At 67.6% G+C, this 11,460-nt stretch carries 14 protein-coding genes; 5 read left to right on the top strand and 9 right to left on the bottom strand.

All coding sequences use genetic code 11. The features are described 5' to 3' along the window. A partial coding sequence (locus AC6RA4_RS18285; RefSeq protein ID WP_500162803.1) for a LysR substrate-binding domain-containing protein occupies window positions 1–674 on the top strand: 674 nt, incomplete at its 5' end. A gap of 95 nt (window positions 675–769) precedes the next feature. Here AC6RA4_RS18285 and AC6RA4_RS18280 read toward each other — a convergent pair. The 4 genes from AC6RA4_RS18280 to AC6RA4_RS18265 are packed head-to-tail and all read right to left on the bottom strand — an operon-like array spanning window position 770 to window position 3,691. Then, a complete protein-coding gene (locus AC6RA4_RS18280; protein ID WP_500162801.1) occupies window positions 770–1,699 on the bottom strand; it encodes an OmpA family protein in 930 nt (309 codons plus the stop codon). Further along, complete coding sequence (locus AC6RA4_RS18275; RefSeq protein WP_500162799.1) at window positions 1,671–2,240, bottom strand: peroxidase-related enzyme; 570 nt, start codon at window positions 2,238–2,240, stop codon at window positions 1,671–1,673. The genes AC6RA4_RS18280 and AC6RA4_RS18275 overlap by 29 nt, the downstream gene beginning before the upstream one ends. Window positions 2,241–2,243: 3 nt before the next feature. Next, window positions 2,244–2,972 (bottom strand): GNAT family N-acetyltransferase, encoded by a 729-nt coding sequence (locus AC6RA4_RS18270; protein WP_500162797.1) that lies wholly within the window; start codon window positions 2,970–2,972, stop codon window positions 2,244–2,246. After that, window positions 2,969–3,691, bottom strand: coding sequence for a competence/damage-inducible protein A (locus AC6RA4_RS18265; protein ID WP_500162796.1), 723 nt, complete (start codon window positions 3,689–3,691; stop codon window positions 2,969–2,971). Before AC6RA4_RS18265 ends, AC6RA4_RS18270 begins: the two co-directional genes overlap by 4 nt. Before the next feature lie 48 nt (window positions 3,692–3,739). Here AC6RA4_RS18265 and sfsA point away from each other — a divergent pair, with 48 nt between their 5' ends. Beyond that, window positions 3,740–4,447, top strand: a complete 708-nt coding sequence (gene sfsA, locus AC6RA4_RS18260) for a DNA/RNA nuclease SfsA (RefSeq protein ID WP_500162794.1) — start codon at window positions 3,740–3,742, stop codon at window positions 4,445–4,447. 157 nt (window positions 4,448–4,604) lie between these two features. Here the strand turns inward: sfsA and AC6RA4_RS18255 are convergent, their stop codons facing one another. Then, window positions 4,605–5,483, bottom strand: coding sequence for a mechanosensitive ion channel family protein (locus tag AC6RA4_RS18255; RefSeq protein ID WP_500162792.1), 879 nt, complete (start codon window positions 5,481–5,483; stop codon window positions 4,605–4,607). Window positions 5,484–5,636: 153 nt separating this feature from the next. Between AC6RA4_RS18255 and map the strand changes: the two genes are divergently transcribed. Further along, complete coding sequence (gene map / locus AC6RA4_RS18250) at window positions 5,637–6,491, top strand: type I methionyl aminopeptidase (protein ID WP_500162790.1); 855 nt, start codon at window positions 5,637–5,639, stop codon at window positions 6,489–6,491. 248 nt (window positions 6,492–6,739) lie between these two features. Here the strand turns inward: map and AC6RA4_RS18245 are convergent, their stop codons facing one another. The 3 genes from AC6RA4_RS18245 to AC6RA4_RS18235 form a co-directional block, all read right to left on the bottom strand. Then, on the bottom strand, window positions 6,740–7,708 hold the full coding sequence (locus tag AC6RA4_RS18245) for an MBL fold metallo-hydrolase (protein WP_500162788.1): 969 nt from the start codon (window positions 7,706–7,708) through the stop codon (window positions 6,740–6,742). A gap of 90 nt (window positions 7,709–7,798) precedes the next feature. Beyond that, window positions 7,799–8,356 carry a 16S rRNA (guanine(966)-N(2))-methyltransferase RsmD gene (gene rsmD / locus AC6RA4_RS18240; RefSeq protein ID WP_500162786.1) on the bottom strand — a complete coding sequence of 186 codons (558 nt, stop codon included), beginning with the start codon at window positions 8,354–8,356 and terminating at the stop codon, window positions 7,799–7,801. Further along, the gene (locus AC6RA4_RS18235; protein ID WP_500162784.1) at window positions 8,353–9,561 is read right to left on the bottom strand and encodes an NAD(P)/FAD-dependent oxidoreductase; all 1,209 of its coding nucleotides are present in this window, start codon (window positions 9,559–9,561) and stop codon (window positions 8,353–8,355) included. Before AC6RA4_RS18235 ends, rsmD begins: the two co-directional genes overlap by 4 nt. Window positions 9,562–9,647: 86 nt before the next feature. Here AC6RA4_RS18235 and AC6RA4_RS18230 point away from each other — a divergent pair, with 86 nt between their 5' ends. After that, complete coding sequence (locus AC6RA4_RS18230) at window positions 9,648–10,133, top strand: peroxiredoxin (protein WP_500162783.1); 486 nt, start codon at window positions 9,648–9,650, stop codon at window positions 10,131–10,133. Between the two features lie 181 nt (window positions 10,134–10,314). Then, entirely contained in the window at window positions 10,315–10,692 is a 378-nt protein-coding gene (locus tag AC6RA4_RS18225) for a uracil-DNA glycosylase family protein (protein WP_500162781.1), read from the top strand. A 20-nt stretch (window positions 10,693–10,712) separates the two neighbouring features. Here the strand turns inward: AC6RA4_RS18225 and AC6RA4_RS18220 are convergent, their stop codons facing one another. Beyond that, window positions 10,713–11,315, bottom strand: a complete 603-nt coding sequence (locus AC6RA4_RS18220; protein WP_500162780.1) for an MlaC/ttg2D family ABC transporter substrate-binding protein — start codon at window positions 11,313–11,315, stop codon at window positions 10,713–10,715. Between the last annotated feature and the right edge of the window lie 145 nt (window positions 11,316–11,460).

Raw genomic sequence — 11,460 nt, 5'->3', positions numbered from 1 at the left:
TCCTCGACGAGACCGCGCGCGCCGACCTGATCGCGCGGGCGATGAAACGCGCCACCACCGATGGCGAGACGCTGCGCGTGCTGGCCGAGCCCGAGCTCGTGGATCATGTGGTGATGCCGCGCATCGGTGGCTTCCTGCACACCATGTCGACCGTGCGGCTCGATTTCCGCACCGATCCCGACGATGACGGCGAAGGCTGGGACATCGCGCTGGGGGTCACGCCGGCCGAACGCCGCCCGCTCGCGGCGCGCATTATCGGCGCCACCCGCAACATGCTGGTCGCCTCGCGCGACTATCTCGATCAAGAGGGCGTCCCGCGCGAGCCCAGCACGCTCAGCCTGCACCGCCTGCTGCGCCGCGACGGCACGACCGAGCGCGCGTGGCGCCTGATCGACGAGGACGGCGCCGACGTCCCGATCACCTCGGGACGGCAGCTTCTGTTCCAGGACCGGCGCTCGCAACTCGCCGCCTGCCAGGCCGGGCTCGGCATTGCGCTGCTACCCGACTACATGGTCCGCGAGGACCTTCACAAAGGCCGGCTCGTGCCGGTCATGCCGGGGCTGTCGAGCCGCCGGCAAGTGATCTCGGCGCGCCATCCCGACGAGGGAACGCCAAGCCGGACCGCGGTTCTTTTCGAAGAATTCCTGGGTCAGACCCTCATCCATAACGGCTGACGCCCGACCCTTCGGGAACAGGCGATCCGACTCACCCCCTAAGGGATTGCCTGGGGACTCCGGCAGCCGCTGGCGCTGTCCGGGGTCCCGAAAACTCACTCGTTTGGAAGCAGGATCGCCTCGACGCGGCGGTTCTCCTCGCGGCCCGCCTCGGTCAGGTTGCTGGCCACCGGGGCGAGATAGCCCGCGCCGTCGAAGCCGAGCTGCTCTGCCGCCACCCCCTTGCCCCGCACATACTCCATCGCCGCGGCGGCGCGCTTGCGCGACACTGCGATATTGGCCTCGAGCGAGCCGGTGGCGTCGGTGTGGCCGACAAACAGCACCCGCCGCGTGGGCGTCGCCTCAAGATAGGCCGCGATGGCGTCGAGCGACGCCACGGCGCCCTCGCCGAGCGAAGACGAGCCGCTCTCGAAGCTCAGGTCGCGCAGGATCATGTGCCCCTTCGCTTCGAGCTCGAACCCCGAGCCCGCTGCGACCACGGCAACGGTCGGGATCTCCTCGGGCACAGCGGTCGGGACAGCGTCGACGCGCCCGCCGCTCCGGATCACCTGCACGTAGCTTGCCGCGTTCGAGCGGCTGACCAGCAAGGTCAGGTGATCGCCGTTGCGGCCACGGGCGCTCAGGAAGCGGAAGGCGGTGAGGTCGACATACATTTCCGGCGCCGGGATCACCTCGGTGCCGAAGCGGAAATCGAAGCCGCCGCAGCGCGCCGAGGCGCAGTCGAACAGGATCTCGTAGCCCTCCGCCTCGAGCTGCTCGCGCAGCGGCGCCAGCACCTGCAGGGTCGTCAGGTCGGAGGAGGGGATGCGCCAGGCCTGCCGCACGATGCGCCCCTCGGAGCGGATCACCGGGATGCCGGTCTCGTCCTGCCACGGCCCGGTGGGCACCGCGTAGCTGCCCGGGTCCGAGACCCGCTCGGCCATCAGCCGCGCCCCGCCCGGCAGCGCCAGTTCGAGCGCCGCCGCCGGCGAGCACAGGGTCGCCAGCAGCGCCGCCTTAGCGAGCCTGCGCGTGATACTCGTCATTCGGCCGCATGTCGGTGGCCGAGGCCACCCGGTTGGTCATGTTGAAGAACCCCGCCACGTTGGCGATGTCCCAGATGTCGCGCTCGGAGAAGCCGGCGTCGCGCAGCGCCTCGCGGTCGTACTCGGCGATCTCGGCGCTGGCCTTGGTCATCTTCTCGGCAAAGCTGAGCATGGCGCGCTGGCGGTAGGGCAGGTCGGCCACGCGCCAGTTCATCACCAGCATCTCGCCGAGCTTGGGATCGCCCGAGAGCTGGCGCACCGCGGCGCCGTGCGCGGTCAAACAGTAGAAGCACTTGTTGATCGACGAGACCACCACCGCGATCATCTCGCGCTCGAGCTTGCTCAGCCCCGAGTCGGCCAGCATCAGCTCGTTGTACAACGCGGTGAAGGTGTTGAGCTTGGCGATGTCGAAGGCGTGGGCCTTCAGCACGTTCGGCACCATGCCCAGCTTCTCGTCGCAGATGTCGAAGTATTTCTGCGTCTCCGGCGGCAGCGGATCCACCATCGGCAGGTTGAGGGCGGTGGGCAGGTCCTTGGTCATGTGTCAGGTCTCTGGCTTGATGCGATAGTGATACTCTCCCACGGCCTCGAAGCCGAGGGAAGCATAGAGACCGTTGGCCGGGCCGTTCTCTTTGACGCAGAGCGCGGCGATCCACTCTGCCCCGTTCTCCTGCGCCCAGGTGGCGGCGCGGCGCATCATCCACTTGCCGAGCCCCTTGCCGCGATGGGCCGCGCGGATCTCGAGCGCGTGCACCATGGCGACACCGTCATGGATGGCGCAGAACCCGGCGCCGGCGGGCTTGTCCTCGGTGCGCCCGAGGATCGCCGCCTTGGGGCCCTGCGCACGCTCCATCACCCGAAACCGCGCCGGGCCGATGCCGCCCTCGGCCCAGATCTCGTGCATGATCGCCAGAGGTTCCCAGATCGCGAAGGCTTTCACGCGCGGGATCTCGACATCGGTGAGGCGCGCGACCGGCGCCACCCAGAGCGTCACCGGGTCGATTACCGCGTAGCCCTCGGCCGCGAGCGCGGCGTCGAGCGCATCCTCGCCGGCGCGGATCATGAACAGCGCGTCCTGCCCCATGAGCCGCATCGCCTGCTCGGCGGCTGCCAGATCGTCGCGGTCCCACGCGCCTGAGGCGGTGGCGCAAGAGACGCGCTTGCCGCCGCCGCCGCCATCGCGCAGCTGCCACGGCCCCGCCTCGATCACGTTCGCCGCGGGCCAGGTGGCGTCGATGGCGTCGTAGAGTGCCGTCAGTGTGGGCGCGCTCATGCGGGGAACAGCTCGCAGAGGCGGGTCATGGCGGCATCGACGCGGGCGCCGTCAGCGCCACGGATGACGATGTTGGCGCCGTAGATGCCGTTTCTCTGGAACGGGTAGGAGCCGATCGAGAGGTCGGCGAATTCCGAGGCCAGCTCCGAGAGCGGCCCGGCGATCTCGCCCTCCCCACGCTCGATACGCAGGTTCTGCGACAAGAGCGGCGCGCCTCCCGTGAGGGTCGGCAGCACGCTGGCCACCATCGCCTCGAACACCGCCGGCACGCCGGCCATCACGTAGACATTGTCCATGGCAAAGCCCGGCGCGATCGAGACCGGGTTCTCGATCAGCACCGCGCCCTCGGGGATGCGCGCCATGCGCTCGCGCGCGGCGTTGAACTCCGAACCCTGGCGCTCGTAATGCGCCGCCAGCAGCGCGTAGGCATCCTCGCGGATGTCGATCGGCACGCCGAAGGCGGCGGCGATGCAATCGGCGGTGATGTCGTCATGGGTCGGCCCGATGCCGCCCGAGGTGAAGACGTGATCGACCTGCGCCCGCAGCGCATTGACGGCGTCGATGATGGCCTCGCGGTCATCCGAGACCACGCGCGCCTCGCGCAGGTCTATGCCCACCTTGGTGAGCTCGCGGGCGAAGTGGTTCATGTTGCTGTCACGGGTGCGGCCCGAGAGGATCTCGTCCCCGATCACGATCATCGCTGCGGTGGGATTGGTCATCGTGCTGTCCTTCTTGGCGCGCCTCGTGCAATGGTATAGGCCCGCGCCATGCGCTTTCAAACCCCCCTGATCCGCGCCGTTTTGCTGCGCCGCTACAAACGCTTCCTCGCCGATGCCCGGCTCGAGGACGGGCGCGAGATCACCGCCCATGTCGCCAACCCCGGAAGCATGCTGGGGCTGAAGGACGAAGGGCTGACGATCTGGCTCGAACCCAATGACGACCCCAGGCGCAAGCTGAAATACGCTTGGCGGCTGGTCGAGCACGACAGCGGCGCCTTCACCGGGGTCGACACCGGCGTTCCCAACCGCATGCTGCGCGCCGCACTCACCGCCGGCGACGTCCCCGGGCTAGACGGGTACGACAGCGTCCGCCCTGAGGTGAAATACGGCGAGAACAGCCGCATCGACTTCCTGCTGAGCGCGGAGGGCCGCCCCGACGCCTATGTCGAGGTGAAATCCGTGACCCTGTCGCGCCAGCCCGGCCTTGCCGAGTTCCCCGACAGCGTCACCGCCCGCGGCGCCAAGCATCTGGGCGAACTCGCCGCCATGGCCGAGGCCGGACACCGGGCGGTGATGCTCTATCTCGTCCAGCGCACCGATTGCAGCGCGGTCACCCTCGCCGCCGATCTCGACCCGACCTATGCGTCGGCCTTCGCCGAGGCCACCGCCCGCGGCGTCGAGGTGCTGGCCTTCGACTGCGCCGTCGGCCCCGAGGGGGTCGATCTGCGCGCGGCCCTCCCCTTCCGCGCCCCCTGACCTCGCTAGCGCGCAAGCCGCGCCGCGCAGGGCTACCGGTCACTGCGCTCACCAGAGCGCCCCTGTCTTCTCTTCGTCAAAAATACTCCGGGGGAGTCGCAGCTCTGCTGCGGCGGGGGCAGCGCCCCCATCCGCGTCACCGGCTCAGAGCCGCCGCTCATTCGGCGGCGATTGCGTCCTCGTCCCCGCGGTCCACGACAAGCGTCCGCGTCGGGAAGGGAATGTCGACGCCATGCTGGTCGAGCGCCTCCTTCACCTTGCGCTTCATGTCGGCCTGATACTGGAAGAAATCGCCGCTCTCGACCCAGACCCGCACGAGGAAATCCACCGAGCTGTCGTTGAGATTGTTGACCTGAATGAACGGCGCCGGATCGGATTTCGAGCGCGCGTCGGCCATGATCGTGCTCAGGATCACCTCCTCGGCGGTCTTGAGATTGGCGCCGTAGCCCACGCCGAAGGTCCATTCGGCCCGGCGGGTGCTGTAGACCGAGAAATTCTCGATCACGTTGCCCCATATCGAGGCGTTGGGCACAATCACCTGGGTGTTGCTGAGCGAGGCAAGCTCGGTGGTGTTGAGCGTGATGTCCTTCACGGTGCCCATCTCGCCCGCCACCTCGATGAAATCGCCGAGCTTGAAGGGCCGGAACACGATGATCATCACGCCGGCGGCGACATTCGACAGCGTGCCCTGCAGCGCCAGGCCCACGGCGAGGCCGGCGGCACCCAGCGCGGCGATGATCGAGGTCGTCTGGATGCCGAGATTGTTCATCACGATCAGCCCGGTGAAGATCAGCACCAGGTAGCGCGCGATCTGGCCGAGGAAGGCGAAGAGCGTGTCGTCGAGCCGCGCGCTGCGCTTCGAGATACCGACGACGCGTCGCCGGACCCAGCCGGCGATGATGAAGCCTACGATCAGGATCAGCAGCCCGGTCACCACGTTGCCGAGGATCCCGGCAAGGAAATCAAGCGTCAGCACGTCCGACAGGGAGGTGCCGTTGTAAATCTCGGTATTCATCACATCGTCGAGCTGTTCCATGGTCCCTCGTCTGATTTTTCTGCGTTATGACGTCGTTCCTGACGCCCTCATGGGCAACACGCAAGGGCTGAGCGGGGTTCCGGCGGTCCCCTCTGGCAAAGCGGCGCGCGAGGGTTTAAGTAACGGACTCGAATTCACACGGAGCGCGCAGCCTTGAGACACGACACCGGCGGCCGCCTCACCCGGGACGGCATCCGCATTCACGACCCCGAAGATTTTGCCGGCATGCAGGCCGCCGGCGCCGTCGCCGCGAAGATTCTCGACGACGTCGCGCCGCACGTGCATCCGGGCCAGACCACCGGCGGTCTCGAAGAGGTGATCCGCGCCGCGGTCGACGCCTCCGGCTCGACCTCGGCGACGATCGGGTACAAGGGCTACCAGCACGCCAGCTGCATTTCGGTGAACCACGTGGTCTGCCACGGCATTCCCGGCAACAAGATCCCGAAATGGAAGAACGACAGCCACGCCCGCAACGACGACACGTTGCTCGACGGCGACATCCTCAACATCGACGTGACGGTGATCGTGGATGGCTGGTTCGGCGACACCAGCCGCATGTACGTGGCCGGCGAGCCCAAGCCCTATGCGCAGCGGCTGATGCAGGTCACGCATGATGCGCTGATGATCGGCATCGAGCAGGTCAAGCCCGGCAACACCTTCGGCGATATCGGCCACGCCATCCAGAGCTATGTCGAGAGTCACCGCATGTCGGTGGTGCGCGATTTCTGCGGCCACGGGCTCGGCCGGGTGTTCCACGCGCCGCCCAACGTGCTGCATTACGGTCGCGCCGGCAGCGGCCCGCAGCTCGAGGAAGGCATGTTCTTCACCATCGAGCCGATGGTCAATCTCGGCCGCCCCGAGACCAAGGTACTGAAGGACGAGTGGACCGCGATCACCCGCGACAAGTCGCTCTCGGCGCAGTTCGAACACTCGGTCGGCGTGACCGCGGACGGGGTCGAGATCTTCACCCTCTCGCCCGGCGGCAAGTTCCACCCGACCTGGGCGTGACCGCCGGCCCTGCGTGGCTGTTCGCGAAGACCGCGGTGTTGCGCCCTGTCGCCAGGGCGCAGCGCTTTGCTCGGGGAAGAGAGGGGGCCAGCCCCCTCTTGGCGCTGTGCGCCAATTCACCCCCGAGGTATTTTTGAACCAGAGAAGGGTAGGGCACAGCGCCCCTGGCTTCTCTTCGTCAAAAATACTCCCGCCGGAGGCAGGCCGGACCGCGCCGCAAAGCGCCGGTCAGCGGCAAGGGCGCGGGATCAGCCCCATTTCCACAGCGCCGGCACAAAGCGATAGGCGTCGCCCTCGCGCATGACGTGGCCCACGCCGGGGAAGGGGAAGTGGTATCCCAGCACCGCCATCCGGTCGGCCACGGCCATGTCGAGCAGGCGTTTGCGGGTCGTCACGGTGACGTCGCCATCCATGTCGAAGCTGTTGTACCAGTCGGGGTGGGCGAAGTTGGTGTAGGCGTGGCTCATTGCGTCGCCGGTGGCGAGCAGCTGCTGGCCGCCGGACTCGACGATCAGGCTCATGTGGCCCGGCGTGTGGCCGGGCGTGTCGATGACGCGCAGGCCGGGGACGATCTCCTGCCCGTCGCGCATCAGCTGCCAGTCGGCGCCGTCGACCTGGATCGAGTTCTGCGCGCCCACCACGAATTGCTGCATCTCCGCCGGCACCTGGCTGGCAAGTCCGTCCTGCATCCAGAAATCATGCTCCGTCTGGCCGAGGAAATAGGCGGCGTCGGGCAGGATGGCCTCGTCGAAATCGTCGCGGATGCCCCAGATGTGATCGGGGTGGGCGTGGGTGATGACCACGTGGGTGATGGATGCCGCGTCGACCCCCGCCGCGTCGAGATTGGCCATCAGCCGGCCCGCGGTGTCGAGAAAGCGGTTGCCCGAACCCACGTCGACCAGCACCACCGCCTCGCCCAGTTCGACCAGCAGGTGGTTGGTGTGGGAGTAGTTGGTCTCGGGCGACAGGAAGTGTTGCTCCAGGAAGGCCTTCACCACTTCGGGGTCGGCGTTCACCCCGAGCCCGTCGGTGGGCAGTTGCAGCGAGCCGTCGGAGATGACGGTGATCTTCGCCTCGCCGAGCGTGAAGGCGAAATGCGTCGGGTTGCCGGCGGCGGGGGCGCCGAGTTCGGCGCGCCCGATCGCGGGCAGGGTCAGCGCCGGGGCCGCCGCGGCCATGGCAAGGATATCCCGCCGGCTGGGTTTGAAGAGCGTCATGCGGAGCCTCCCTCTCTCGTCGCACGAATAAACATATGCGAATAAGATACAGGATGCGGACGCGATTGCCAGCGCGAAGGCGCCGGGTGCTCAGGCGGCGCGCAGCACCGTCACGTGGGTGTCTCCGTAGCGGCGGGTGTCGAGCAGGGTGAAGCCCTCGGGCGCGGCTTGAGGCGCGCTTTCTTCCCAGACGATCAGCGCCTCGGGCGCGATCCATCCAGCTGTCCGGGCCGCCTCCAGCGCGCGGGCGCCGAGATCCTTGCCATAGGGCGGGTCGAGGAAGACGAGATCGCAGGGCACCTCCGCCGGGGGCAGGCGGCAAGCGTCGCGGGGGATCAGCGTCGTCCGCTCGGCGCAGCCCAGCAGGCGGATATTGTCGCGCAGCAGCGACTGCGCCTTGCGCCCGTCATCGACGAAGGTGCAGGCCGCGGCTCCGCGCGACAGCGCCTCGAGCCCCAGCGCGCCGGTTCCCGCGAAGAGATCGAGCACGCGCGCGCCTCCGAAGGGCTCACCGAAGCGACCACCGCCCAGCATGTTGAACAGGCTCTCGCGCACGCGGTCGGTGGTCGGGCGCAGATGCGCCCGGGGATCGCCCTTGCCGACCGAGGTGAGCGCCCGTCCGCGCCAGTCTCCCGCGATGATCCTCACGGTTTGAGCAGCGCCTTGAGGTCGGTCTCAGGATCGGCCACCGCCTCCGGCTCGGGCGACTTGCCGGCCTCGATCAGGCGTTTGCCGACCATGTAGGCACGCGGATCGTTCATCGCGTCGAGCGCCAGCAGCGTGGCGCCGGCGTAGTACCAGTGCGAGACCGCGTCGCCCGATTTGCGCACCACCACCCGGTCGTAGCCGGTGTTTAGCCCGGCGATCTGCAGCTTGACGTCGTACTGGTCGGACCAGAACCACGGCTTGGCCTCGTAGGCGCGACCCACGCCCATGATGTTGTCGGCCACCGCCTCGGCCTGGTCGATGGCGTTGCCGACGCTCTCGAGCCGGATCTGTTCGCCACGATAGGGGAAGGAGGCGCAGTCGCCTGCGGCCCAGACATTGGGCGCCGAGGTGCGGCCCGTCGCATCGGTGCGGATGCCGTTCTCGATGTCGATGCCGGCGGCCTCGGCGAGCTCGAGCGCCGGCAGGATGCCGACGCCGGCGATGACGAAATCGACGTCGAGCGTGCTGGCGTCGGTGAGCTCGGCGCCGGTCACCTTGCCGTCCGTGCCGGTGAGCTTTCCGAGTCCCACGCCCTCGCGGATGTCGACGCCCTTCGCCGTGTGAAGGTCGCGGAAGTAGTCGGCGGTTTCGGGGGCGGCGACGCGCTGCAGGATGCGCTCGGCCATCTCGACCAGCGTCACCTTGAGGCCGAGCTTGGCGGCCACCGCCGCCGCCTCGAGCCCGATATAGCCGCCACCGACGATGAGCACGCTGGCGCCTTCGGTGAAGCGCGGCTTCATGGCGTCGACATCGGCGATGCCGCGCACGCAGAACACGCCGTCGAGATCGCCACCGATCGCCGCCGGCAGCTTGCGCGGGTTGGAGCCGGTGCAGAAGACGAGGTCGTCATAGGAGATCTTGCGCCCGTCGGCGATGATCGCGCGGGCTTCGGTATCGACGGCGGTCACCGGCGCGTTCAGCACCAGCTCGATGTTCTGCTCGTCATAGTAGGCGCGCGGGCGGAGGAAGAGGCGCTCCTCCTCCATCTCGCCCAGCAGGTAGGCCTTGGAGAGCGGCGGGCGCTGGTAGGGCGGCACCGGCTCGGCGCCGATCAGGGTGATCTTGCCGTCGAACCCCTTGGAGCGCAGCCGCGCCACCAGCGAGGCGCCGGCCTGGCCGCCTCCGATCACCACAACATCGCCCATCGTCCTGCCCCTGTTTTCCGTTGGCCTCGTTCGCGCGGAGCCTATATCCCGGAGTGCAGGAAACGCAATTCAGGGAGACCGCCAACATGTCAATTTCCGCAGGAGACACGCTGCCCGAGGCCACGTTGACCAAGATGGGAGCCGAAGGGGTCGAGACGGTCGCTCTCGGCGACAGGCTCAAGGGCCGCAAGGTGGTGATCTTCGGCATCCCCGGAGCCTTCTCCTCCACGTGTCAGGCCGCGCATGTGCCGAGCTTCATCCGCACCAAGGCGGCCTTTGAGGACAAGGGCGTGGACGAGATCATCTGCGTCGCGGTCAACGATCCCTTCGTGATGGACGCCTTCGGCAAGGCCACGGGCGCGGAAGAGGCGGGGATCTCGATGCTGTGCGATGCGGACTCGGCCTTCACCAAGGCCATCGACATGGAGCTGACGGTGCCCGCGATCGGGTTCTTCTCGCGCACCAAGCGCTACGCCATGCTGGTCGAGGACGGCGTTGTGACGCAGTTCATGCCCGAGGAGACGCGCGGCTGCGAGACCTCCGCCGGCGAGGCGCTGCTCGCCACGATGTGATCCAGAGGGCGGGCACGGCTTTCGTCGTGCCCGTAACCTGCATTTGATACAACCAGAGATACGCCGGTTCCCGAGAATTGCCCCGTATCACTGCGGGCCGTACCGTCTCGCCGGTATTCTGCAGGATCCGGGGACCATTCACGGTGCCGGCTGCAATGCCGTTCGAACGGGCGAGATCGGCGTGCTGAATGGCGATCCGACGGCGGAGCTCTGCAAGTTTGCGCTTGAGGCCAACGGCATCGCGCTGTCCGCGTACCTCCCGATGAATGCGGTGCCTTGGTATGACGCACCCGCGAGCCGCGGCGCGGCGATCCTTCGCGAGGGCGCGCGTTTCAACCGGCACCTGCTGCTCGAGCATGGCGTGAAGCTTGTGCTTCTGATGGGCAGGCAAGCCCAGCGATCTGAACGCTATCTTGACCTGCCCTCTAATGTCGTCGTGCGGCGGCTTCCGCATCCGGGCAGGCTTGGGCTGATCAATTTCCGGGTGGGCGGATTGCGGGTCGGTGCAGAGCGGGCGCGCGAGATCCTGATCGCCGGTTTCCGGCTTCCCGAAGATTAGCGCCCGCTCAAGAGCGCCGGTCAGCCGGCGCGCTTGAGGTCGGCGATCATGGCGTCGATGTCGCCGCGGCGGCGGTCGAGCATGGCGCCGACCTCGGTCCGCTCGGTGAGCAGCATGTTCACGCCTTCCACATACATGTTGTAGAATCGGCCCGACTTCTCGCCGACGAAGAAGGTCACGTCGAAGGGCGCTTCTCCGCGCAGCAGCGCCGTGGTCGAGACCTGGTAGGCGTTCTTGACCTTCTTGCTGCCCTCGATCTCCAGCTTGCCGCCGATGAACTTGCGGAACTGCTTGCCGTATTTGCGGCTGACATAGCCCGAGAAGGCGTTGGTGAAGGCCTTCTTCTGCGCCGGGGTGGCGCGGCGGCCATCGGCACCCATGGCGTAGGCCGCGATGTAGGGCATGTCGCCATAGGTGCGGAAGATGCGCTCGAAATCGGCGATCATCGCATTTTCGGATTTGCCGGAATCGATCACCCTGTTGATGTCGGTCAGCATGCGCTCGACCAGATCCGAGGCCTGCGCCGCGGTTACCGCCAGCGCGGCGCCGGGAACGAACGCGCACAGTGCCGCGGCGGCGGCGCTGCCGATCATCTCCCTGCGGGTGAGAAAGTGCCGGGTCATCAGAATCCCTCCGTGTCGAGTGCTTCGGGGTCGATATAGCCCGCCGACCCGGTCTCGGTATCCCCCAATTGGTAGCGCCGGTACGACAGATAGCTGTTGCGGGTCTGGGCGTAGCTGTCGGCGCTGTCGTAGAGCAGAGTGTCGA

The sequence above is a fragment of the Salipiger sp. genome (assembly GCF_059781815.1).
Note: the sequence above shows the minus strand (reverse complement) of the source record. Positions and strands in the feature narration are given on the sequence as shown.